This window comes from Microbacterium lacusdiani (assembly GCF_054779895.1).
Genome location: NZ_BAAGXJ010000008.1, coordinates 34,925 through 56,825, shown reverse-complemented (window position 1 = coordinate 56,825; position 21,901 = coordinate 34,925). Strand labels below are relative to the sequence as shown.

The window sequence follows — 21,901 nt, the reverse complement described above, 5'->3', positions numbered from 1 at the left end:
GGATGGGGCTTCCACGTGCGGACCTCCCGGCGCGTGTCGTTCGACGTCGGAGCGGAGCGCGCCGACCGCGTCGTGATCGAGGCGGAGGTCGACGCGCCCGCCGGCGCCGAGCGCGCCGTCGAGGTCGCCCTCTACTCGGGATCCCCCGCCGTCGTGCTCGACCGGTTCCTCGCCGAGGTGGGGCGCCCGGCCGAGCTTCCCGACTGGGTGTTCGGGCTGTGGGCGAGCGGCAACGAGTGGAACACCCAGGCCGAGGTGCTGCGGCAGATGGAGCTGCACCGCGAGCACCGCATCCCGGTGCGCAACGTCGTGATCGAGGCGTGGAGCGACGAGTCGAGCTTCACGATCTTCCGCGACGCGCGGTACGCGGTGCGCGAGGACGGCGGCCCGATGCGGCTGTCCGACTTCACGTTCCCCGCCGACGGGGCGTGGCCCGATCCGAAGGGCATGGTCGACGCGCTGCACGAGGAGGGCGTGCGCGTGCACCTCTGGCAGATCCCGCTGATCAAGATGCGCCCGCATCCGGTGGGCCAGGCCGCGGCCGACGCGCGCGCGGCCCGCGAGGCCGGCGTGCTGATCCGCGAGGAGACGCCCGACGGCGGCCTGCGCCCGTACCGCAACCGCGGCTGGTGGTTCCCGCTGTCGCTCATGCCCGACCTGACCGACGAGCGCGCGGCGCGGTGGTGGACCGAGAAGCGGCGCTATCTCATCGAGGAGGTGGGCGTCGACGGCTTCAAGACCGACGGCGGCGAGCACGCGTGGGGCGCCGAGCTGGCCTATCTCGACGGGCGGCGCGGCGACGAGGCGAACAACACGTTCCCGACCGCGTACGCCGCGGCCTACGGACGGCTCCTCGAGTCGGCCGGCAAGGCACCCGTGACGTTCAGCCGGGCGGGGTTCACCGGGTCCCAGGCGCACGGCGCCTTCTGGGCCGGCGACGAGAACTCCACCTGGGAGGCGTTCCGCTGGTCGATGCTGGCGGGGCTGTCCGCCGCCGCGAGCGGGATCGTGTACTGGGGATGGGACATCGCGGGCTTCTCGGGTCCGATCCCGGACGCCGAGCTGTACGTGCGCGCCATGGCCGCGAGCGTCTTCGTGCCGATCATGCAGTACCACTCGGAGTTCAACCACCACCGCCTGCCGTCGAACGACCGCACCCCGTGGAACATCGCCGAGCGCACGGGCGACGCCGCCGTGATCGACGAGGTGCGGGAGCTCGTGGAGCTGCGCGAGCGGCTCGTCCCGTACCTTGCGGAGTCGGCTCGCGCGACCATCCGGACGTCCCGGCCGCTCATGCGCCCGCTCTTCTTCGACCACCCCGACGACGAGCGCGTGTGGGCGCACACGATCCAGTGGCTGCTCGGGGACGACGTGCTCGTGGCTCCCGTGCTCGAGCCCGGTGCCGTGACCTGGGAGGTGTACCTGCCGCAGGGCGAGTGGATCGACGCGCGCACCGGGGCGGCGGTGACCGGCGGCGCGCCCCACCTCGCGGACGTCGCCGCCCGCGCGACGGTGCCGGTGTTCGTGCGCGAGCCGGCGTGGGAGCGGCTGCGGGAGGTGTTCCGGCCCCGGGACTGAGGCCTAGCGGGTCGCGGTCCCCACCGCAAGCGGATGCCGATCCGGGAATACGGCGCTAGCCTTGGCAGAGTCCGTCGGCGGATCACGCGATGCGCGGTCCATTGGCACATCCGAACGACGTGAGGAGAACCCATGCGGGGGAAGTTGGGACTCGTGATCGGCCTCGGTGCGGGCTACGTGCTCGGCACGCGCGCCGGCCGTCAGCGGTACGAGCAGATCAAGACCCAGGCGCTCAAGGTCTGGAACCTCGAGCCCGTGCAGGAGCAGGTCGGCAAGGCCAAGAAGCTCGCCACGTCCAGCGCCATGGCGCTGCCTCGCGCCGCGTGGAGCGGCGTGGTGGGCGTCGCCAAGGCCGCCGCCAAGCAGGGCACGCCCGGCACCAAGCTCGACGCCGCCCTCGACGCGACCAAGGACGCGGCCGAGGACGTGAAGAAGGCGGCTGACGACCGATGACCATGCGCTCGCCGCTGCGCGACCGGGCGGACGACGGGCTCTTCACGCTGATCGGCGACGTGCCGCAGCTGGTGAAGAACCTGGTCGTCGCCGAGTTCAACGCCGTCAAGGGCTGGGCCGTCAAGACCGCGACCGACGCGGGCATCGGCACGGGCTTCATGATCGTGGCGCTGTTCTTCATCGCCTGGGTCGTGCCGATGTTCCTGGTCTTCCTGACGGCGCTGCTCTCGCTGTGGCTGCCCGTGTGGGCGTCCGCGCTGATCGTGATGGGCATCGGGGTGGTGCTCGCGCTGGTGGCCGGCATCGTGGGACTCGTCTTCTACCGTCGCATCGGCCGCCGCGAGAGCCCCATCCAGGCCGCAAAGACCGACGTGCTGATCGTGAAGGACGCCGCCGATGAGTATTGACACGCTCCGCCACACCTCACTGACGCCCCGCACCGTGGTGCCGAGCGGGATCACCGACCCGGTCGAGCGCGCCCGCGCCGAGCTGAAGGCCGCGCTCGCCGCGATCGAGCACAAGGCGAACCTCCCGGCGCGCGCCGCCGAGAAGATCGAGGCCGGCGCGGTGAAGGCCCGCGCCTTCGCACGCCGGCAGCCCGCCGCCGCGGCGGCAGGCGCCGTGGGCGTCGCCCTGGCGCTCGGCGCCGCGATCTGGGGCCTCGCCCGCCTGATCTCCCGCTGAGCCGAGGGCGGGCTTCATCCGTTTCGACTCCGCTCGCTGGCGCTCGCTCCGCTCAACGACCGGGTAGGGGAGCCCGGGCGGGGGATCCGATAGCCAGTCGTGATCCTCTCGGTTTGTCCCCCTCACCACGCGAGGGGGAGGATGGGTCCATGGCTGAGCAGCACCCCGTGAACCCGGCCGGCGACACCCTCGAGGTCGTCGGCGACAACTACAGCCTCTGGGCCGTCTGGCGCCGCGATCCCGCCCGCGCCGTGCCCGAGGCGCACGACACCGAGCTCGAGGACATCGTCTCGTTCCTCGCCGACGGCGGCGTGACGGTCCGCGGCTTCTACGACGTGAGCGGCCTGCGCGCCGACGCCGACCTGATGGTGTGGATGCACGGTCCGGTGGCCGAGGACCTGCAGAAGGCGGTGCGCCGCCTGCGCCGCACCGAGCTCATCCGCACGCTGCTCCCCACCTGGAACGCCATGGCGGTGCACCGCGACGCCGAGTTCAACAAGAGCCACGTGCCCGGCTACCTGCGCGGCATCCCGCCCAAGCAGTGGCTGACGGTCTACCCGTTCGTGCGCAGCTACGAGTGGTACCTGCTGCCCGACGAGGAGCGCCGCCAGATGCTCGCCGACCACGGCCGCAAGGGCGCCGCGTTCCGCGGGGTCACCGCCAACACGATGGCGTCGTTCGCCCTCGGCGACTACGAGTGGATGCTGCCCATGGAGGCGGATCAGCTCACCGACCTCGTGGACATGATGCGCGAGCTGCGCTACACCGAGGCCCGCCGCCACGTGCGCGAGGAGGTGCCGTTCTTCACGGGCCGCCGGATCGAGATCCCCGAGATCGCCGAGATCCTGCAGTGACCGACGCCGTGGCGGTCCCGGACGCGCCGCCCATCCGCCTGGGCACGCGCCGCAGCGCGCTGGCGATGACCCAGTCGGGTCACGTCGCCCGGGCGCTGGAGGAGGTCTCGGGCCGTCGCGTCGAGCTCGTGCAGATCGTCTCCGAGGGCGACACGAACCGCGGCTCGCTGTCGCAGCTCGGCGGCACGGGCGTGTTCGCCACCGCGCTGCGCGAGGCCCTGCTGGCGGGGGAGTGCGACCTGCTCGTGCACTCGCTCAAGGACCTCCCGACCGCGCAGCCCGACGGCCTCGTGATCGCCGCGAACCCGTCGCGCGCCGACGCGCGTGACGTGATCCTGACGCGCGATGGCGTGCCGCTTGAGGAGCTGCCGGCCGGCTCGCTGATCGGCACCGGATCGCCGCGCCGCATCGCGCAGGTGCTGCGCGCGAACCCCGCGCTCGAGGTCCACGACCTGCGCGGCAACGTCGACTCCCGCATGCAGCGCGTGGTGGACGGCGAGCTCGCCGCGATCGTGCTCGCCGCCGCCGGCCTCGACCGCCTCGGCCCGGAGACCGACCTGCGCTTCGAGCAGCGCGATCTGGGCGCCTGGCCGACCGCGGCCGGCCAGGGCGCGTTGGCGGTCGAGACCCGCGCCGACGCGGACCCCGAGCTGCTCGAGGCCATCCGGCGCCTGGACGACCCGCGCACGCGACTCGCCGTCACGGTCGAGCGCGCCGTGCTGGCGGGCATCGAGGCCGGATGCCACGCACCGGTGGGCGTGCACGCGCGCTTCGAGGGCGACGATCTGCACGTCCGTGCGGCGGTGTACGGGCTGCGCGGCGAGCATGTGATCGAGGTCGAGACGGTGGAGGCCGTGTCCATCCCCGCACCGGTACAGGGGTATATTCGGGGTCAAGGCAGTGGCAACGGTGCGGATGCTGCCGATGGCGTGGATCAGATCGACCACGCGCGCGCTATCGGATCCGATATCGCACGTCGGCTGCTCGAACGTGGGGCGGCCGACCTCGTACCGCGAGAGTCCCCCTCATGAACACAGACCCGACACATCCGGACCGGCGTCCGGGCAAGCCCATGACCGGCTGGCGCGTCCTCGTGCCGCGCGGCGGCCCGTGGGGCGACAGCGTCGCGGCGACGCTGCGCTCGCAGGGCGCGGTGCCCGTGATCGCGCCGCTGATCAACTTCGCCCCGACGGACGACTCGGCCACGCTCGAGCGCGCGCTCGCCGACCTCGCCGCCGGCGAGTTCGACTGGGTGACCGTCACGAGCGCCACCACGGTCGACGTGCTCTACGCGTACGACGCGAAGATCCCCGAGGGGACCAAGGTCGCCGCCGTCGGCGAGACCACGGCCGCCGCCCTCACCGCGGTGGGCTATCGCGTCGACCTCGTCCCCGACAGCGACAACTCCGCGGCCGGTATGGCGCGGCAGATGAACGAGCTGGAGCCCCAGCCCCGCCGCATCCTGACGCTGCGCAGCGAGATCGCCAAGCCCGTGCTCACCAACATGCTGATGGAGGCGGGGCACGACGTCCGGAGCGTCGTCGCCTACCGCACGGTCGGCGTGCCGGCCAAGGACAACGTCGTGCGCGACGTCCTGTCGGGCCGCATCAACGCGATCCTCGTCACGAGCGGCTCCGTCGCCGAGCAGGTGCGCGAGCAGTTCCCCGACATCCCCGACGCCACGATCATCGCGGCGATCGGCCCCCGCACCGCGCACGACGCCGACCTCCTGGGCCTGCCGATCCACGTGATCGCCCCCGAGCAGACGATCGACTCGCTGATCCGCGCGCTGGCGGACATCCCGGTCCCGCCGCTGTCGCCCGAGGCCGCGGCGATCCCCGAGACGGGCCCCGTGGCGACCGGCGCGATCCGGATCGACCGCACGCCGACCGGGGTGATCCACACGGTCTCCGAGGACCGGGGGCGCAGCCGATGAGCTTCCCGACCCACCGCCCGCGTCGCCTGCGGCAGTCGCCCGCCGTGCGCCGGCTCGTGCGCGAGACGCACCTCGTGCCGTCGCAGCTCGTGCTGCCGATGTTCGTGCGCGAGGGGATCGACGCACCCGTCGAGATCTCGTCCATGCCGGGCGTGCGCCAGCACACGCTGGACTCGCTGCGCCGGACCGCGGTCGAGGCCGCCGAGGCGGGCGTCGGCGGCGTCATGCTGTTCGGCGTGCCCGCGACGCGCGACGCGGTCGGATCGGGCGCCGACGACCCGGCCGGCATCCTGAACGTCGCGACCGAGGCCCTCGCGGCCGAGGTGGGCGACGCGCTGGTCGTGCAGACCGACCTGTGCCTCGACGAGTTCACCGACCACGGCCACTGCGGCGTGCTGGCCGCCGACGGCTCGGTCGACAACGACGCCACGCTCGAGCGCTACGCCGCCATGGGCGTCGCGCAGGCGCGCGCCGGATCCGCGCTGCTCGGCCTGTCGGGCATGATGGACGGCCAGGTCGCCGCGGTGCGTCAGGCGCTCGACGCCGAGGGCTTCGCCGACACCCTGATCCTGGCCTACTCGGCGAAGTATGCCGGCGCCTTCTACGGCCCGTTCCGGGAGGCCGTCGACTCGCAGCTCAAGGGCGACCGACGCACGTACCAGATGGACCCCGGCAACGGCCGCGAGGGCGTCAAGGAGGCGCTGCTCGACGTCGAGGAGGGCGCCGACGTCGTCATGGTCAAGCCCGCGCTGCCGTACCTGGACGTACTCGCCGACGTGCGCGCCTCCGTGGACGTGCCGGTGTGGGCCTACCAGGTGTCGGGCGAGTTCTCGATGATCGAGGCCGCCGCCGCGAACGGATGGATCGACCGCCGCGGCGCCATCCTGGAGTCGCTCCTCGGCATCCGCCGCGCGGGCGCCGACGCGATCCTCACCTACTGGGCGGCCGAGGCCGCCGGCTGGCTGCGCGAGGAGCTGTGAGCCCCGCGGCTTTCCTCGCCGCGCTCGCGGAGCAGATCCCGCTGCCGGAGGAGGGGCGCAACCTCATCGTCGGCATCGACGGGGTCGATGGAGCAGGCAAGACCCGCCTCGCTGATGACCTCGCGTCTGTTCTCGGCGCGACTCGCGATGTCGTCCGCGTGAGCATCGACGGATTCCATCACCCGCGTGAGCGCCGGCATCGGCGGGGGCGCCAGTCGCCGGAGGGGTTCTGGCTCGATTCCTACGACTACGCGGCGTTCCGTCAGGAGGTCATCGAGCCCTTCCGATCCGGCTTGGGGGCGTATCTCCCCGCCGCGCACGACCTCGAGACCGACCGGATGCTGGATGGCCCTCGGTTCAGCACGCCGACGGGAGCGACGCTCCTGGTCGACGGCATCTTCCTCCACCGGGAGGAGCTCGCCGACTGCTGGGATCTGACCGTCTTCCTCGACGTCCCCTTCGGTGTCTCCGTGCCGCGGATTGCCGAACGCGACGGGCTGCCTGCCGACCCGGGGGCCGCGCAGAACTCCCGGTACGTCGGCGGCCAGCGCCTCTACCTGGAGCAGTGCCGTCCGGCGGAGCGCGCGGACATCCTGGTCGACTACGCGGATCTGGCTCGGCCGATCATCCTGCGCGGCGCGAGCTGATCCTGGATCACTGTCCCCGACCTGCCGCTTCGATGCGGCACTTTGGGGACACACTCGGGTCACTGTCCCCAAGTGTCGCTTCATTCCGCCAGGTCGGGGGCAGAACGCCGACGGATCCGTCCAGCCGCGACGCGAGACAATGGACCCATGAGCGATCGCAACGACGACCTGTTCGCCCACGCCCGCGAGGTCATCCCCGGCGGCGTGAACTCCCCGGTCCGGGCGTACGGGTCCGTCGGCGGGACGCCGCGGTTCGTGCAGTCCGCGCGCGGGCCGTACATCACCGACGCCGCCGGCCGCGAGTATGTGGACCTGGTCGCGTCGTGGGGCCCGGCCCTGCTGGGGCACGCGCACCCGGAGGTCGTCGAGGCGGTCCGCGAGGCGGCGACCCGCGGCCTGTCGTTCGGAGCCCCGACCGAGGGCGAGGTCGAGCTCGCGGACCTGGTCGCGCGCCGCGTCTCGGCGGGTGGGCTCAACCCGGTCGAGCAGGTGCGCCTGGTCTCGACGGGCACCGAGGCGACCATGACCGCCATCCGGCTGGCGCGCGGCGTCACCGGCCGCGACCTGCTCGTCAAGTTCGACGGCAACTACCACGGCCACTCCGACGGTCTGCTCGCGGCGGCCGGCTCCGGCCTCGCGACGCTCGCGCTGCCGGGCACGGCGGGCGTCCCGGCGCCGATCGCCGCGCAGACGCTCGTGGCGCCGTACGACGACCTCGACGCCGTGCGGGCGATCTTCGCCGAGCACGGCGACCGGATCGCGGCCATCATCGTCGAGGCCGCCCCCGCGAACATGGGCGTGGTCCGCCCGGCCGACGGCTACAACGCCGGGCTCGCGACCATCGCGCACGACCACGGCGCGCTGCTCATCCTGGACGAGGTGCTCACGGGCTTCCGGGTCGGTCCCGCGGGCTACTGGGGCCTGCAGGTCGAGGCGGGCGAGGCGTACGAGCCCGACATCATCACCTTCGGCAAGGTCATCGGCGGCGGCATGCCCCTCGCCGCGCTCGGCGGCAAGGCCTCGGTGATGGAGCAGCTCGCCCCGGTCGGCCCGGTGTACCAGGCCGGCACCCTGTCGGGGAACCCGCTGTCGGTCGCGGCGGGCATCAAGACGCTGCAGCTCGCGACCCCCGAGGTCTACGCGGCGGTCGACGCGGCGGCCGACCGCGTCGCGGCCGAGGTGTCGGCGGCGCTGTCGGCGGAGGGCGTCGAGCACGCGATCTCGCGCGCCGGCAGCCTGTTCAACCCGGTGTTCGCGGCCGAGGCGCCGCGCGACTATCCGGCCGCCAAGGCGCAGCAGGCGCACCGCTACGGCCCCTTCTTCCACGCCATGCTCGACGCGGGCGTCTCGCTGCCGCCGAGCGTGTTCGAGGCCTGGTTCCTCACGGCCGCTCACGACGAGGAGGCCCTCGGCCGCATCGTCGACGCGCTGCCCACGGCCGCCCGAGCGGCCGCCCGTTCTCTGTAGAAGCGTCTCGCACGGGGTCGGTCGCGCGGGGTCGAGCCGGCGGCGCGGCTTCGTGCGTTTCGACTCCGGCTCGTTCCTCGCCTCCCCTCAACGACCGGGGGATCGCTCGCACGGGGTCGATCCCTTGCGGGGCCGGGTTGCCAGAGCGCGTGGATAGACTGGCGGGACACCTTCCCGCCTGCCTGAGCCGCTGCTTACGCCCGACGAGCCCGAGGAGACGTCATGCTGCTTCTCCTCGTCGCGTTCGCCGCAGGGTCCCTGCTCCTGGCGGGGCTCGCGCGTCCGCTCGGCGCCCGGGTGTTCTACGTCGCGGCGGTCTTCCCGCTCGCGGCGTTCGTGCACGCCTGCCTGGCGTCCGCACGCGTGCTCCACGGGGACATCCCGTTCGCGGCATACGCCTGGATTCGGCCGCTCGGCATCGAGATCTCGATGCGGATGGACACGCTCGGCTGGGTGATGGCGCTGGTCGTCAGCGGTGTCGGCGCGCTCGTGATGATCTACTGCCGCTGGTACTTCCGCGGCCGCAGCGAGGGGCTCGGCCGGTTCTCCAGCGTGCTCCTGGCCTTCGCCGGAGCGATGTACGGCCTCGTGCTGACCGACGACATCGTCATGCTCGTGATGTTCTGGGAGATGACGAGCATCCTGTCGTACCTGCTGATCGGGCACTACCACCTGCGCGCGACCAGCCGCCGTGCCGCCCTGCAGGCGCTGCTGGTCACCACGCTCGGCGGGCTCGTGATGCTGATCGGCGTGGTGCTGCTCGCCGTCGAGGCCGACACGACGAGCCTCAGCACGATCCTCGCGGAGGCGCCCACCGGGCCGGTCGTGAACGTCGCGCTGGTGCTGCTGCTGGTCGGGGCGCTCAGCAAGTCGGCGATCTTCCCGTTCCACTTCTGGCTCCCTGGCGCGATGGCGGCGCCCACTCCCGTCAGCGCCTACCTGCACGCCGCGGCCATGGTGAAGGCCGGCATCTACCTGCTCGCGCGCCTCGCGCCCACGTTCGGCGACGCCGACCCGTGGCGGCCCGTGATCGTCACGCTCGGCGTGTTCACGATGCTGCTCGGCGCGTTCCAGGCGCTGCGCGAGAGCGACCTCAAGCGCATCCTCGCGTTCGGCACCGTGAGCCAGCTCGGCTTCATCTCCGTGGTGATCGGCTTCGGGACGCGCGACGCCGCCCTGGCCGGCCTCGCGCTCCTGCTCGGGCACGCGCTGTTCAAGTCCGCGCTGTTCCTCGTGGTCGGCGTGATCGACCGCCAGCTGTCGACGCGCGACATCGACGAGCTCTCGGGCGTGGGCCGCCAGGCCCCGGTGATGGCGGTGATCTCCTTCGTGGCCGTCGCGTCCATGGCGGGGCTGCCGCCCACGCTGGGGTTCGTCGCCAAGGAGGGCGCGCTCGTCGCGATGCTCGACGCCGCGGGACAGGGCGACGGATGGGGCGTGGTCGCACTGATCGGCATGGTCGCCGGCTCCATGCTCACGGTGGCATACGGCGGGCGCTTCCTGTGGGGAGCGTTCTGGACCAAGCACCGTCGCGACGGATCAACCCGGCCGGAGACCGCGTGGCCCGACCCCCCGATCGGCTTCCTCGGCGTGCCGCTCGTGCTCGCGACCCTCGGGCTCGCGGGCGGCCTGGTGGCGCCGCTGCTCGACGATGCGCTCGCGCCGTACGCCGACACCGCCGCGGCGATCGAGCCCGTCGCCGCGCATCCCGCTCACCTCGCGCTGTGGCACGGGCTCGGGCCGGCCCTCCTCCTGTCCGCGGTCACGCTGCTCGGCGGCGCGATCATCCTGTGGCTCGTCCGCGCCACGGGCTTCGACATCACGGGCCGCATCCTGCAGTTCACCGCGGCCGACGTGTACTACGCGATCACGCGCTCGGTCGACCGCGCCTCGGTCGCGGTCACGAGCCTCACCCAGCGCGGCTCGCTGCCGATCTACGTCGGCACGATCTTCCTCGTGCTGGTGGTCGGCGAGGCCGTCGCGCTGTTCGCCGCGCCGGAGTGGCGGATCGCGCTGGACGCGTGGCAGGACCCCGTGCAGCTCGCGGCCGCCCCGCTCATGATCGCCGCGGGCGTGATCGCCGTGCGCGCGCGCAAGCGCTACACCGGCGTCGTCCTGGTCGCGGTGACCGGGCTGGGCATGGTCTTGCTGTTCGCCACCCACGGGGCGCCGGACCTCGCCCTCACCCAGGTGCTCGTCGAGGCGGTCACGCTGGTCGCGTTCGCCCTCGTCCTTCGCCGCCTCCCCTCGCGGATGGGCGCGCACAACGGAACGTCCATGCCGGTGCTGCGCGCGATGCTGGCGGCGTCGGTCGGGCTCACGATGGCCGCGCTGGTCGTGATCGCGACGAGCGCGCGCATCCACGACCCCGTGTCGGTCGGCTGGGCGGACCTCGCCTACGAGATCGGTCACGGCAAGAACGTGGTCAACGTCGCGCTGGTCGACCTGCGCGGCTGGGACACCATGGGCGAGCTGTCGGTCCTGATCCTCGCCGCGACGGGCGTCGCGTCGCTGGTGTTCGTCACCGACCGCGCCGACTCGCTGCAGCGGCTCACGCGCCGGCTCCCACGCGCCACGCGCGGCGCGGCCCGGCGCCGTCCGCTGGTCGAGACGACCCAGGGCATCCAGGTGCAGAGCGCGGGCACGCGCGACCGGCCGCGGGCCTGGCTGATCGGCGGGCAGCGGATGAGCGCGGAGTCGCGCTCGATCGTGCTCGAGGTCGTCGTGCGCATCCTGTTCCACACGATCATCGTCGTGTCGATCTACCTGCTGTTCGCGGGGCACAACCTGCCGGGCGGCGGCTTCGCGGGCGGCCTGGTCGCGGGAATGGCGCTCGTGATGCGCTACGTCGCGGGCGGCCGCTACGAGCTCGGTGTCGCGGCGCCCACCGACGCGGGCCATCTGCTCGGCGCGGGCATGATCCTCGCCGTGGGCACGGCGGTCGCGCCGCTCGTCTTCGACCTCGACCCCCTCACCCGCGCCGTCTGGGAGGCCGAGCTCCCCGTGATCGGCCACCTCGAGTTCGTGACGTCCACGATCTTCGACGTCGGGGTGTACCTCGTCGTGATCGGCCTGGTGCTGGACGTGCTGCGCAGCCTCGGCGCCGAGGTCGACCGGCAGATGAAGGGCGCGGGTGTCGACGGGCGCCCGCACGAGCCGTCCCGCGCGGCCGCCCCCGAGGGAGGCGCGCGATGAACGTGTCCCTCACCCTCGTCGTCGTGATGGCCGTGCTCTACGCGGCGGGGGTGTACGCCATGCTCGAGCGGAGCCTCACGCGCGTGCTGATCGGGTTCCTGCTGCTCGGCAACGCCACCAACCTGCTGCTGATGATCGTGATGGGCTTCCCCGGCATCGCGCCGTTCGCGGGCGACGAGGGCCGGCAGAGCGATCCGCTCCCGCAGGCGCTCATGCTGACGGCGATCGTCATCACGTTCGCGGTGAGCGCGTTCCTGCTCGCCCTCATCTACCGCTCGTGGCAGCTCGGTCAGGCAGACACGGTCGAGGACGACGCCGAGGACATCGCGCTGCGCATGCGCGCCGCCGAGGCCGAGCAGGTGCTCGGGGCCGAGGGCGCGGGCGACGAGGCCACCACGGACTTCGTCGACGTCGTCGCGTCGCCGCTGCGGGCCATCGACGGCGCAGACGCGCTGGGCCTGCTTCCCGACGCGCCGGTGGACATTCCGACGTCGGCATACGGTGCATCCGGCGCCCAGAGCCCGGACGGCGCGGATGACGGCGACCGCCCGGAGACGGACGAGGAGGGCCGCTCGTGAGCCTCAGCCTCCTCGTCCCGCTGCTCGTCGCCCTGCCGCTCCTCGGCGCCGCGGTGACGCTCATCGGCGGGCGCCGCCGGCGCCTCCAGGTCGTGGTCTCGATCGCGACGCTGAGCATCACATTCGGGCTCGCGGTGTTCCTCTTCGCGGTGGTCGACGGCGGCAGCCCGCTCGCGGTGTCGGTGGGAGGCTGGCCGCTGCCGTTCGGCATCGTGCTCTATGTCGACCGTCTCGCAGCCCTGCTGGTGGCGGTCTCGAGCGTCGTGCTCCTCGCGGTCCTGCTCTTCTCGGTCGGACAGGGCGCCGCGGACGGCGACGACGACACCCCGGTGTCGATCTTCCACCCGTCGTACCTGATCCTGGCCGCCGGGATCTTCGACGCGTTCATCGCGGGCGACCTGTTCAACCTCTACGTCGGCTTCGAGATGCTGCTCGTCGCGTCGTACGTGCTCATCACGCTCGGCAGCACCGAGTCGCGCATCCGCACGGGCGTGGTGTACATCGTGGTGTCGCTCGTGTCGTCCGTGCTGTTCCTGTCCGCGATCGCGGTCATCTACGGCGCGCTCGGAACCGTGAACATGGCGCAGATCGCCGAGCGGATGGCCGAGCTGCCGGACGGAGTGCAGCTCGTGCTGCACCTGCTGCTGCTCGTCGCGTTCAGCGTCAAGGCGGCCGTCTTCCCGCTGTCGTTCTGGCTGCCGGACTCGTACCCGACCGCGCCCGCGCCGGTCACGGCGGTGTTCGCGGGCCTGCTGACCAAGGTCGGCGTCTACGCGCTGATCCGGACCGAGACCCAGCTGTTCCCCGACAGCGACGTCAACACGCTGCTGCTGATCGTGGCGCTCGCGACCATGATCGTCGGCGTGCTGGGCGCCGTCGCGCAGGCCGAGCTCAAGCGCATCCTGTCGTTCACGCTCGTGAGCCACGTCGGGTACATGGTCTTCGGATTGGCCATGGCGACGCCGGCCGCCATCGGCGCGACGATCTACTACATGGTCCACCACATCGTCGTGCAGACCACGCTGTTCCTCGCCGTGGGGCTGATCGAGCGCCGCGCGGGCAGCACGTCGATCCTGAAGGTCAAGGGGCTGCTGGCCGCGGCGCCCGTGATCGCCGCGGTGTACCTGATCCCGGCCCTCAATCTGGGCGGCCTGCCGCCGTTCTCGGGCTTCATCGGCAAGTTCGCGCTGCTCGACGCCGCCGCGCAGGTCGGCACGCCGCTCATGTACACGCTGATCGTGGCCGGCATCGTCACGTCGCTGCTCACGCTCTACGCGCTGATGCGCGCCTGGAACCTGTCGTTCTGGCGCGAGGAGGACGACTCGGCCGAGACCGAGGCGCGCATCCAGCACCTCGGCACCGCGCCGGCGGCCGAGGAGGTCAGCAAGCGCCGCGTGATCCCGCGGATCATGACGTCGGCGACCGTGGGCATGGTCGCGGTCTCGGTGGGGCTGACGGTGTTCGCCGGACCGCTCTACGACATCTGCGAGCGCATCGGATCGGCCCTGCTCGAGCCGATCTCGCTCGTCGACCTGGGAGAGGTGGAGGAGGAGTCATGAGCCCGGATGCGCGCTCGCGCGCCCGCCACTTCTGGCACCAGCTGCCGTTCTTCGCCTGGCTCGTGCTGCTCTGGATGATGCTGTGGGCCCAGTTCACGGTGCTGTCCGCCGTGACGGGCGTGATCGTCGCCGTCTTCGTCACGACCGTGTTCCGGCTGCCGACCGCCGAGCTCTCGGGGCGCGTGAACCTGTGGCACGGCGTGGTCTTCATCGTCGCGTTCCTCGGCGCCGTGGTGCGCGGCGCGGTCACGGTCGCGTGGCAGACGCTGCGTCCCGGCGAGACCACCGCCGCGATCATCGCGGTGCCGCTGCGGACCGACTCCGACCTGATGATGACCCACACGGCGGTCGCGACCTCGCTCATCCCGGGTTCACTCATCGTCGAGGCCGACCGCGAGGCGCGCGTGCTGTACCTGCACGTGCTCGGCATCCGCGATCGGGCCGGCGTCGAGGCGCAGAGGCGCAGCGTGCTGCGGTGGGAGGCGCGCATCGTGCGCGCGGTGGGCTCGAAGACCGACCTCGCCGCGCTGCGGGGCGTGCACGTGGACGTCACGAGGGGAGCCGGGCGATGAGCGTCGACGCGATCCAGACCGCGCTCATCGTGGCGGCGCACGTGCTGTTCGCGGTCGCGGCCGCCCTCACGATCGTGCGCATCGTGCGCGGTCCGTCCATCCTGGACCGCGCCGTGGCGAGCGACGTGCTGCTCACCGAGGTGCTCTGCCTGCTCGGCGCCGAGATGGTCATCCATCAGCACACCCGCACCCTGCCGGTCATGCTGATCGTCGCGGCCGTGGGCGTGTTCGGGTCGATCGCCGTCGCACGATTCGTCGCGAGGAGGGATCAGTGATGGACGCCGCGCTCGACATCGCCGCGCTCGTGCTCGTGCTGCTGGGTGCGTTCCTGTGCCTGACGGCCGCGATCGGCCTGCTGCGCTTCCGCGACGTGCCGTCGCGCCTGCACGCGGCGACCAAGCCGCAGGTTCTGGGTGTCATGCTGATCGCCGCGGCGATCGCGCTGTCGATGCGCTCCTGGACCGTCGTCGTCGCGCTCATCCCCGTCGTCCTGATCCAGCTGGCGACCGCGCCCCTGAACGCCCACATGGTCGGCCGGCAGGCCTACCGCAACGGCACGGTCGACGAGGCCACGCTCGTCGTCGACGAGCTCGCCGACCGCAGCTGAGCCCGCGGCCGGGGCCTGGCCGGCCCCGGATTCTCCTGCGTCGTGTCGTTCAGCCGGCCTCAGTGAGCGAGCGCGTAGCCGCGGAACGCCTCGGCGACGCCCTGGTTCACGATCTTTCCGCCGCGCACGTTGAGGCCCTTGGCGAGGGCCGGGTCGGCGGCGGCCGCGTCGTCCCAGCCGCGGTCGGCGATCGCGGCGATGTACGGCAGCGTCACGTTCGTGAGCGCGCGGGTCGAGGTCTCGGGGACCGCGCCCGGCATGTTCGCGACGCAGTAATACAGCGACCGGTGCACGGCGAAGGTGGGGTCGTCGTGCGTGGTGGGGTGCGAGCCCTCGAAGCATCCGCCCTGGTCGATCGCGATGTCGACGAGCACGGAGCCGGGCTTCATGTCGGCGACCATGTCGCGCGTCACGAGCTTGGGAGCCGCGGCGCCGGGGATGAGCACCGAGCCGATCACGAGGTCGGCGTCGGCGACCGCCTCCGCGATCGCGAACCGCGTGGACGCGCGCGTCTGCAGCGCGCCGCCGTAGCGGCGCTCGAGCTCGCGCAGGCGGGGGAGCGAGACGTCCAAGACCACGACCTCCGCGCCCAGCCCGAGCGCGTTCGCCGCCGCGTGCTCGCCCGCCACGCCGCCGCCGATCACGACGACCTTCGCGCGGGGGGTGCCGGCCACGCCGCCCATCAGGATGCCGCGCCCGCCCTGCGCCCGCATGAGCGAGTAGGCGCCGACCGTGATGGACAGGCGCCCGGCGACCTCGCTCATGGGCACGAGCAGCGGCAGCGACCGGTCGGGCAGCTGCACGGTCTCGTAGGCGACCGCGGTGGTGCCGGCGTCGACGAGGGCCTGCGTGAGCGGCGCATCGGCGGCCAGGTGCAGGTAGGCGAAGAGGGTGAGGTCGGGGCGCAGGTGCCCGTACTCCTCGGCGATCGGCTCCTTGACCTTCACCAGCAGCTCGGCGTCGCCCCACACGTCCGCGGCGTCGGGCACGATCCGCGCGCCCGCGGCGGCGAAGTCGGAGTCCGCGATGCGCGAGCCCGCTCCCGCCCCCGCCTGCACCAGGACGTCGTGGCCGCGGTGCACGAGGGCGTCCACGCCGGCCGGGGTGATGGCGACGCGGTTCTCGTTGTTCTTGATCTCGGTCGGGATGCCGATCCGCATGGCTCTCTCCTTCGAAGCGCGGTCGGGGGTCTTCCCCCAGGATGGCAATTCTTTCGTCGCTTCCCCATATCGTGCGAAGATCATTCGTGAAATTACCGCGACAGAGGGAGGATCCCGCATCATGAGCCCCGCACGGACCCCCGAGTCGAAGAATCTGCGACCTGCCGAGCTGGACGAGCTCGACGAGCGGATGATCGAGATCCTCGAGCGGGACGGCCGGATCACGAACGCCGACCTCGCGGCGGCGCTCGACATCGCGCCGTCCACCGCGCACGCCCGGATGCGCTCGCTGATCGACCGGGGCGTGATCCGGGGCTTCCACGCGAGCGTCGACCACAACCGCCTCGGCCGGGGACTGCAGGCGATCATCGGCGTGACGCTGCGGCCGGGCTCGCGGCACGACGCGATCGTGCAGTTCGCCGACGAGGTGCGCCGCCTGCCCGAGGTGCTGCAGCTGTTCTTCGTCGGCGGCGTCGACGACTTCCTCGTCCACATCGCGGTCGAGGGATCGAGCGACGTGCGGCGCTTCGTGGTCGATCACCTGTCGGCCCAGCAGTCCGTCGCGTCGACGCGCACCAGCATCATCTTCGAGTACCACCGCAACGCCGTGGCGGCGCCGTTCCGCTGATGCGGCCGCATCCGGCGATGGGACCCGCTCCGGAGGTCGGACACGAGGACTGAGCGGATTGCACCATCCCGCTGAGCAGATCGCGGCTCTGTTTCGTCATATTTCGTGAGATCTGACATCACGTGTGCGGCGACGTACCGTGGGTGAGCCCCCGTGATCCGGGGTGAACATCCACTGAAGGAGCAACATGTCCCACGATCGCCGTGCCCTCGCCCGCCCCGTTCGCGCGCTCGCACCCCTGGCGGCCCTGGGCATGATGGCCCTCGCGGGCTGCGCCGCGGGAGGCGCCGACGAGGCCGCCCTCGGCACCGAGGAGAACCCGGTCCAGCTCGGCGTGGTCGGTGCCAGCGAGCCCTACTGGTCGGTGTACGAGGAGGCCGTCGAGGCCGAGGGCATCGCCCTCGAGATCGTCGACTTCACCGAGTACACGCAGCCGAACCCGGCGCTCAGCGAGGGCGAGCTGGACATCAACCAGTTCCAGCACATCCAGTACCTCGCCGAGTACAACGAGTCCTCGGGCGACGACCTGCAGCCGATCGGCGCCACCGCGATCTACCCGCTGGGCCTGTACTCCGACAAGTACGACTCGGTCGAGGAGATCCCGGACGGCGAGACCGTGGTCGTGCCGAACGACACCACCAACCAGGCGCGCGGCCTGCTCGTGCTGCAGTCGGCCGGCCTGATCGCGCTCGAGGACGGCGGCAGCTCGCTGTCGACGGTCGACGACATCATCGAGGACGAGTCCCGCGTGCAGGTGGACGCGGTCGACGCGGCCATCACCGTGACGTCGCTGCCGGATGTCGCCGCCGCGATCGTCAACAACGACTTCCTCGGCAACGCGGGCCTGACGGCCGAGGACGCGATCGCGTCCGACGACCCGTCCGACCCGACCGCCCTGCCGTACGTCAACATCTTCGCCGTGCGCGCGGACGACATCGACGACGAGGTCCTGAATCAGCTCGTCGAGATCTACCAGTCGACGCAGGAGGTGCTCGACGGCGTGCAGGAGTCGGCCGGCGGCACCGCGGTCTTCGCGACCACGCCGAAGGATGAGCTGCAGGCCGCCCTCGCAGACGTGCAGGAGACCATCGCGGCGCAGTGACCGATGCGGGCGCGTGCGGGATCATGATCCTGCACGCGCCCCGTCGTGTCCGGCCGGATTCGCGAGGAACCATGCCCCACATCCGCATCACCGACGTCACCAAGACCTACCCCGCGCAGCGCCGCGGGGACCGCGCCGTGACGGCCGTCGACAGCGTCAGCCTGGACATCGAGCGCGGCGACGTGTTCGGCGTGATCGGCTACTCCGGCGCCGGCAAGTCGACGCTCGTCCGCCTCATCAACGGGCTCGAACCCGTGACCTCCGGCTCGATCGAGGTCGACGGCGTCGACGTGACGAAGCTGCCCGAGCGCCGGCTGCGCGAGGTGCGGCAGGGGATCGGCATGATCTTCCAGCGCTTCAACCTGCTGCGTTCGCGCACCATCCGCGACAACGTCGCGTACCCGCTCGAGGTGGCCGGATGGCCCCGCGCGAAGCGCGCCGCGCGCGTGGCCGAGCTGCTCGACTTCGTCGGCCTCTCGGACAAGGCGGGCGCCTACCCGGAGCAGCTGTCGGGCGGACAGCAGCAGCGCGTGGGCATCGCCCGAGCGCTCGCGGCGGAGCCGGGCATCCTGCTCGCCGACGAGGCGACCAGCGCGCTCGACCCCGAGACGACCGACGAGGTGCTCGACCTGCTCGCGCGAGTCAACCGCGAGCTCGGCGTCACGATCGTGGTGATCACGCACGAGATGGATGTGATCGCCCGCATCGCGAACAAGGTCGCCGTCATGGAGGGCGGCCGGGTCGTCGAGTCCGGGCCGACGTATGACGTCTTCACGGCGCCGACGTCCGACACCGCGCGCCGCTTCGTGCGCACGGTCGTCCGCGCCCTGCCCGACGGGGACGCGCTCGCCGCGCTGCGCGCGCAGCACGAGGGGCGCTTCTTCACGATCTCGTTCACCGACCAGGGCGCGTCCGACGCGCGGGTGTTCGGGGCGCTGGCCCGGGCCGGCATCGACTTCCAGCTCGTCCACGGCGGCGTCGACGACATCCAGGGCCGCGTCTACGGCCTGCTCACGATCGCGGTCCGCGGCGACGACGCGGCCCTGCGCGAGGCGCTGGCCGGCATCGGCCCCGGCGTGACGATCACCGAGGTGCCGGATGCCGGGCCCGCGGGGAACGGGGTGGCGGCGTGAACGATCTCCTCGACCGCCTGTCACAGGTCGGGCCCGACCTGTTCGAGCAGACCGGCATCACCCTCTGGCTCGTCGCGGCGGCGCTCGTGCTCGGCGGCCTGGGCGGTCTCGTGATCGGCACGGCCATCACGGTGACGCGGCGCGGCGCGATCCTCGAGCAGCCTGTCGTGTACTGGATCCTGAACGCGCTCGTGAACACGTTCCGGCCGATCCCGTTCATCATCTTCCTCGTCGCGCTGCAGCCGCTGGCCCGGATCGTGGTGGGCAAGGGCATCGGCAACGAGGCGATCATCTTCACCCTGTCGCTCGCGGCGACCTTCGGGATCGCCCGCATCGTCGAGCAGAACCTCGTGACGGTCGACCCCGGCGTGATCGAGGCGGCGCGCTCGGCCGGCGCGAGCCCGTGGCGGATCATCCGCACGGTCATCCTGCCCGAGGGGCTCGGCCCGATCGTGCTCGGCTACACCTTCGCGACCGTCGCGCTCATCGACATGTCCGCCGTCGCGGGCGTCGCGGGCGGCGAGGGCCTCGGCAACTACGCGCTCGCATACGGCTACCGACAGTTCGACGAGGTCGTGACGATCGCCGCGCTGGTGATCATCGTGATCATCACCCAGGTCGTCCAGGGCTTCGGCAACTGGCTGGCCCGCCGCATCCTGCGCCGCTGACGCGCGCCGGATGCGGCGGGAGCCGCCTCAGGCGGCGGGCTGCTGGCCGCTCGAGGCGTTGAGCATCCAGAACACCTCGAAGCGGTCCGTGAGCATGCCGAAGTGGTCGCCCCACGGCGCCTGCGCGTAGGGCTCGACCACGTTGCCGCCTTCGGCGAGCTTCTCGAACAGGCCCGCGAGCTCGTCGGGGTCGTCGCCGAACAGCGTCACGGTGACCCGCTGGCCGCCGTCGTACTCCATGCTCGACGGGGTGTCCGAGGCCATCAGCACGAAGCCGCTCTCGAGGTCGAGCTGGCCGTGCATGACCTTGGCGTGGTCCTCCTCGGCCAGGCCGGGGTGGGGCATGTCGCCCATCTTCATGATGTTCAGCGAGCCGCCGAGCACCGACTGGTATAACTCCAGCGCCGCCGCCGCGTTGTCGCGGAACGAGATATACGGAGCGACCTTGAAGCCCATCGGGGATCCTCTCTTCGCCGGGCCGGATGCCCGGATCCAGAACCGAGGATCCCACCCGCCGCCGACATCCGGCACCCCGGACGATCGGAGGTCGCGGCACCAGGAGAAAGCCGCGAGGCGAGGAGATCCGGATCCGGATCGTCCTCGCCTCGCGGAGAAGTCCTTGCGTCGCGACGCGGCCGAGCGGCTCAGTCGGTGCCGGAGTCGAACGCCGCGGACTCGCTGGACGCCTCGACGGCCTCCGCGAACTCCTCCTCGCCGAGGCCCGCGGGCGCGGCGGCCTGCGTGATCTCGCCGGCGGCGCCCGACTCGAGCGCGCCGACCAGCTCGGCGGTCGGTCCGCCGATCAGGCCCATGCCCGCGTACTGCTCGAGGCGCGTGCGCGAGTCGGCGATGTCGAGGTTGCGCATCGTGAGCTGACCGATCCGGTCCGTCGGGCCGAACGCGGCGTCGCCGACGCGCTCCATCGACAGCTTCTCGGGCGAGTACGACAGCGCCGGGCCGCTCGTGTCGAGGATCGTGTAGTCCTCGCCGCGGCGCAGGCGCAGCGTGACCGAGCCGGTGATGGCCGATCCGACCCACTTCTGGATCGACTCGCGCAGCATGAACGACTGCGGCTCGAGCCAGCGACCCTCGTACATCAGGCGGCCGAGGCGGCGTCCCTGCTCGTGGTAGGTCGCGAGCGTGTCCTCGTTCAGGATGCCGTTGACCAGGCGCTCGTAGGCGATGAACAGCAGCGCCATGCCAGGGGCCTCGTAGATGCCGCGCGACTTGGCCTCGATGATGCGGTTCTCGATCTGGTCGCTCATGCCCAGGCCGTGGCGGCCGCCGATCGCGTTGGCCTCCTTGACGAGCGCGACGGCATCCGCGAACTCGGTGCCGTTGATCGCGACCGGGCGGCCGGCCTCGAACGTGATCGTGACGTCCTCGGCGGCGATCTCGACCGACGGATCCCAGAACCGCACGCCCATGATCGGCTCGACGGTCTCGAGCGAGACGTTCAGCTCCTCGAGTGTCTTCGCCTCGTGCGTCGCGCCCCAGATGTTGGCGTCGGTCGAGTAGGCCTTCTCGGCGCTGTCGCGGTACGGGAAGCCGTGCGCGACGAGCCACTCGCTCATCTCCTTGCGGCCGCCGAGCTCGGTCACGAAGGTCGCGTCGAGCCACGGCTTGTAGATGCGCAGGCGCGGGTTCGCGAGCAGGCCGTAGCGGTAGAACCGCTCGATGTCGTTGCCCTTGTAGGTCGAACCGTCGCCCCAGATCTCGACGCCGTCCTCGCGCATCGCGCGCACCAGCAGCGTGCCGGTCACGGCTCGGCCGAGCGGCGTCGTGTTGAAGTACGTGCGGCCGCCCGAGCGGATGTGGAACGCGCCGCACGCGAGCGCGCCCAGACCCTCCTCGACCAGCATGGGCTTGCAGTCGATCAGACGCGAGGCCTCGGCGCCGTAGTTCAGCGCGCGGCCGGGGATCGACTCGATGTCGTCCTCGTCGTACTGGCCGAGGTCGCCCGTGTAGGTGAACGGGATCGCGCCCTTGTCGCGCATCCACGCGACGGCCACGGAGGTGTCGAGACCCCCGGAGAAGGCGATGCCGACGCGCTCGCCGACGGGCAGGGACTCGAGGACCTTCGACATGGCCTCAATCCTA

The 21,901-nt window shown here is 71.8% G+C and carries 23 protein-coding genes; 20 read left to right on the top strand and 3 right to left on the bottom strand.

All coding sequences use genetic code 11. From position 1 onward, the window contains the following. Positions 1-15: 15 nt before the first annotated feature. From ACYVGN_RS07835 to mnhG, 16 genes are all read left to right on the top strand, one after another. Complete coding sequence (locus ACYVGN_RS07835) at positions 16-1,578, top strand: TIM-barrel domain-containing protein (RefSeq protein WP_460789939.1); 1,563 nt, start codon at positions 16-18, stop codon at positions 1,576-1,578. Positions 1,579-1,710: 132 nt separating this feature from the next. After that, positions 1,711-2,031, top strand: coding sequence for a hypothetical protein (locus ACYVGN_RS07830; RefSeq protein WP_134746363.1), 321 nt, complete (start codon positions 1,711-1,713; stop codon positions 2,029-2,031). After that, positions 2,028-2,438: a phage holin family protein gene (locus tag ACYVGN_RS07825; RefSeq protein ID WP_055987674.1), complete on the top strand. Its 411-nt coding sequence runs from the start codon at positions 2,028-2,030 to the stop codon at positions 2,436-2,438. Before ACYVGN_RS07830 ends, ACYVGN_RS07825 begins: the two co-directional genes overlap by 4 nt. Then, complete coding sequence (locus tag ACYVGN_RS07820) at positions 2,428-2,715, top strand: hypothetical protein (protein WP_055987676.1); 288 nt, start codon at positions 2,428-2,430, stop codon at positions 2,713-2,715. The genes ACYVGN_RS07825 and ACYVGN_RS07820 overlap by 11 nt, the downstream gene beginning before the upstream one ends. 149 nt (positions 2,716-2,864) lie before the next feature. After that, positions 2,865-3,569, top strand: a complete 705-nt coding sequence (hemQ, locus tag ACYVGN_RS07815) for a hydrogen peroxide-dependent heme synthase (protein ID WP_460789937.1) — start codon at positions 2,865-2,867, stop codon at positions 3,567-3,569. Further along, positions 3,566-4,600, top strand: coding sequence for a hydroxymethylbilane synthase (hemC, locus tag ACYVGN_RS07810; protein WP_460789935.1), 1,035 nt, complete (start codon positions 3,566-3,568; stop codon positions 4,598-4,600). The genes hemQ and hemC overlap by 4 nt, the downstream gene beginning before the upstream one ends. Further along, positions 4,597-5,505, top strand: coding sequence for a uroporphyrinogen-III synthase (locus ACYVGN_RS07805; protein WP_460789933.1), 909 nt, complete (start codon positions 4,597-4,599; stop codon positions 5,503-5,505). The genes hemC and ACYVGN_RS07805 overlap by 4 nt, the downstream gene beginning before the upstream one ends. Then, the gene (gene hemB / locus ACYVGN_RS07800; protein WP_460789932.1) at positions 5,502-6,485 is read left to right on the top strand and encodes a porphobilinogen synthase; all 984 of its coding nucleotides are present in this window, start codon (positions 5,502-5,504) and stop codon (positions 6,483-6,485) included. Before ACYVGN_RS07805 ends, hemB begins: the two co-directional genes overlap by 4 nt. Next, positions 6,482-7,132: a nucleoside/nucleotide kinase family protein gene (locus ACYVGN_RS07795; protein WP_460789930.1), complete on the top strand. Its 651-nt coding sequence runs from the start codon at positions 6,482-6,484 to the stop codon at positions 7,130-7,132. The genes hemB and ACYVGN_RS07795 overlap by 4 nt, the downstream gene beginning before the upstream one ends. A 147-nt stretch (positions 7,133-7,279) precedes the next feature. Further along, positions 7,280-8,599 (top strand): glutamate-1-semialdehyde 2,1-aminomutase, encoded by a 1,320-nt coding sequence (gene hemL / locus ACYVGN_RS07790; RefSeq protein ID WP_460789928.1) that lies wholly within the window; start codon positions 7,280-7,282, stop codon positions 8,597-8,599. A 222-nt stretch (positions 8,600-8,821) separates the two neighbouring features. Then, entirely contained in the window at positions 8,822-11,794 is a 2,973-nt protein-coding gene (locus ACYVGN_RS07785; protein WP_460789926.1) for a Na+/H+ antiporter subunit A, read from the top strand. Then, positions 11,791-12,372, top strand: coding sequence for a Na(+)/H(+) antiporter subunit C (locus tag ACYVGN_RS07780; protein WP_460789924.1), 582 nt, complete (start codon positions 11,791-11,793; stop codon positions 12,370-12,372). The genes ACYVGN_RS07785 and ACYVGN_RS07780 overlap by 4 nt, the downstream gene beginning before the upstream one ends. After that, the gene (locus ACYVGN_RS07775; protein ID WP_134746351.1) at positions 12,369-13,931 is read left to right on the top strand and encodes a Na+/H+ antiporter subunit D; all 1,563 of its coding nucleotides are present in this window, start codon (positions 12,369-12,371) and stop codon (positions 13,929-13,931) included. Before ACYVGN_RS07780 ends, ACYVGN_RS07775 begins: the two co-directional genes overlap by 4 nt. After that, entirely contained in the window at positions 13,928-14,503 is a 576-nt protein-coding gene (locus ACYVGN_RS07770; RefSeq protein ID WP_460789922.1) for a Na+/H+ antiporter subunit E, read from the top strand. The genes ACYVGN_RS07775 and ACYVGN_RS07770 overlap by 4 nt, the downstream gene beginning before the upstream one ends. After that, a complete protein-coding gene (locus tag ACYVGN_RS07765; protein ID WP_055987691.1) occupies positions 14,500-14,778 on the top strand; it encodes a monovalent cation/H+ antiporter complex subunit F in 279 nt (92 codons plus the stop codon). The genes ACYVGN_RS07770 and ACYVGN_RS07765 overlap by 4 nt, the downstream gene beginning before the upstream one ends. Then, positions 14,778-15,110, top strand: coding sequence for a monovalent cation/H(+) antiporter subunit G (gene mnhG, locus ACYVGN_RS07760; RefSeq protein WP_460789993.1), 333 nt, complete (start codon positions 14,778-14,780; stop codon positions 15,108-15,110). The genes ACYVGN_RS07765 and mnhG overlap by 1 nt, the downstream gene beginning before the upstream one ends. 59 nt (positions 15,111-15,169) lie before the next feature. Here mnhG and ald read toward each other — a convergent pair whose 3' ends face one another. Beyond that, positions 15,170-16,270: an alanine dehydrogenase gene (gene ald / locus ACYVGN_RS07755; RefSeq protein ID WP_460789920.1), complete on the bottom strand. Its 1,101-nt coding sequence runs from the start codon at positions 16,268-16,270 to the stop codon at positions 15,170-15,172. A gap of 121 nt (positions 16,271-16,391) precedes the next feature. Here ald and ACYVGN_RS07750 point away from each other — a divergent pair, with 121 nt between their 5' ends. The 4 genes from ACYVGN_RS07750 to ACYVGN_RS07735 all read left to right on the top strand — a co-directional run bounded on the left by ACYVGN_RS07750 (position 16,392) and on the right by ACYVGN_RS07735 (position 19,801). Continuing rightward, entirely contained in the window at positions 16,392-16,898 is a 507-nt protein-coding gene (locus tag ACYVGN_RS07750) for an Lrp/AsnC family transcriptional regulator (RefSeq protein WP_055987696.1), read from the top strand. 187 nt (positions 16,899-17,085) lie between these two features. Continuing rightward, complete coding sequence (locus ACYVGN_RS07745) at positions 17,086-18,000, top strand: MetQ/NlpA family ABC transporter substrate-binding protein (RefSeq protein WP_460789919.1); 915 nt, start codon at positions 17,086-17,088, stop codon at positions 17,998-18,000. Positions 18,001-18,071: 71 nt separating this feature from the next. Further along, a complete protein-coding gene (locus tag ACYVGN_RS07740; protein WP_055987699.1) occupies positions 18,072-19,133 on the top strand; it encodes a methionine ABC transporter ATP-binding protein in 1,062 nt (353 codons plus the stop codon). Next, complete coding sequence (locus tag ACYVGN_RS07735; protein ID WP_082542868.1) at positions 19,130-19,801, top strand: methionine ABC transporter permease; 672 nt, start codon at positions 19,130-19,132, stop codon at positions 19,799-19,801. The genes ACYVGN_RS07740 and ACYVGN_RS07735 overlap by 4 nt, the downstream gene beginning before the upstream one ends. 27 nt (positions 19,802-19,828) lie before the next feature. Here the strand turns inward: ACYVGN_RS07735 and ACYVGN_RS07730 are convergent, their stop codons facing one another. Both ACYVGN_RS07730 and argG read right to left on the bottom strand, forming a co-directional pair. Next, positions 19,829-20,257 (bottom strand): VOC family protein, encoded by a 429-nt coding sequence (locus ACYVGN_RS07730; protein WP_460789916.1) that lies wholly within the window; start codon positions 20,255-20,257, stop codon positions 19,829-19,831. Between the two features lie 188 nt (positions 20,258-20,445). Then, positions 20,446-21,888 (bottom strand): argininosuccinate synthase, encoded by a 1,443-nt coding sequence (argG, locus tag ACYVGN_RS07725; protein ID WP_055987703.1) that lies wholly within the window; start codon positions 21,886-21,888, stop codon positions 20,446-20,448. Between the last annotated feature and the right edge of the window lie 13 nt (positions 21,889-21,901).

Bases quoted from the DNA above. Each gene is read 5' to 3' on its own strand.
- ACYVGN_RS07830 (WP_134746363.1), top strand. From the start codon at position 1,711: ATGCGGGGGAAGTTGGGACTCGTGATCGGCCTCGGTGCGGGCTACGTG.
- ACYVGN_RS07825 (WP_055987674.1), top strand. From the start codon at position 2,028: ATGACCATGCGCTCGCCGCTGCGCGACCGGGCGGACGACGGGCTCTTC.
- ACYVGN_RS07820 (WP_055987676.1), top strand. From the start codon at position 2,428: ATGAGTATTGACACGCTCCGCCACACCTCACTGACGCCCCGCACCGTG.
- hemQ (WP_460789937.1), top strand. From the start codon at position 2,865: ATGGCTGAGCAGCACCCCGTGAACCCGGCCGGCGACACCCTCGAGGTC.
- ACYVGN_RS07805 (WP_460789933.1), top strand. From the start codon at position 4,597: ATGAACACAGACCCGACACATCCGGACCGGCGTCCGGGCAAGCCCATG.
- hemB (WP_460789932.1), top strand. From the start codon at position 5,502: ATGAGCTTCCCGACCCACCGCCCGCGTCGCCTGCGGCAGTCGCCCGCC.
- hemL (WP_460789928.1), top strand. From the start codon at position 7,280: ATGAGCGATCGCAACGACGACCTGTTCGCCCACGCCCGCGAGGTCATC.
- ACYVGN_RS07785 (WP_460789926.1), top strand. From the start codon at position 8,822: ATGCTGCTTCTCCTCGTCGCGTTCGCCGCAGGGTCCCTGCTCCTGGCG.
- ACYVGN_RS07780 (WP_460789924.1), top strand. From the start codon at position 11,791: ATGAACGTGTCCCTCACCCTCGTCGTCGTGATGGCCGTGCTCTACGCG.
- ACYVGN_RS07770 (WP_460789922.1), top strand. From the start codon at position 13,928: ATGAGCCCGGATGCGCGCTCGCGCGCCCGCCACTTCTGGCACCAGCTG.
- ACYVGN_RS07765 (WP_055987691.1), top strand. From the start codon at position 14,500: ATGAGCGTCGACGCGATCCAGACCGCGCTCATCGTGGCGGCGCACGTG.
- mnhG (WP_460789993.1), top strand. From the start codon at position 14,778: ATGGACGCCGCGCTCGACATCGCCGCGCTCGTGCTCGTGCTGCTGGGT.
- ald (WP_460789920.1), bottom strand. From the start codon at position 16,270: ATGCGGATCGGCATCCCGACCGAGATCAAGAACAACGAGAACCGCGTC.
- ACYVGN_RS07750 (WP_055987696.1), top strand. From the start codon at position 16,392: ATGAGCCCCGCACGGACCCCCGAGTCGAAGAATCTGCGACCTGCCGAG.
- ACYVGN_RS07745 (WP_460789919.1), top strand. From the start codon at position 17,086: ATGTCCCACGATCGCCGTGCCCTCGCCCGCCCCGTTCGCGCGCTCGCA.
- ACYVGN_RS07740 (WP_055987699.1), top strand. From the start codon at position 18,072: ATGCCCCACATCCGCATCACCGACGTCACCAAGACCTACCCCGCGCAG.
- ACYVGN_RS07730 (WP_460789916.1), bottom strand. From the start codon at position 20,257: ATGGGCTTCAAGGTCGCTCCGTATATCTCGTTCCGCGACAACGCGGCG.
- argG (WP_055987703.1), bottom strand. From the start codon at position 21,888: ATGTCGAAGGTCCTCGAGTCCCTGCCCGTCGGCGAGCGCGTCGGCATC.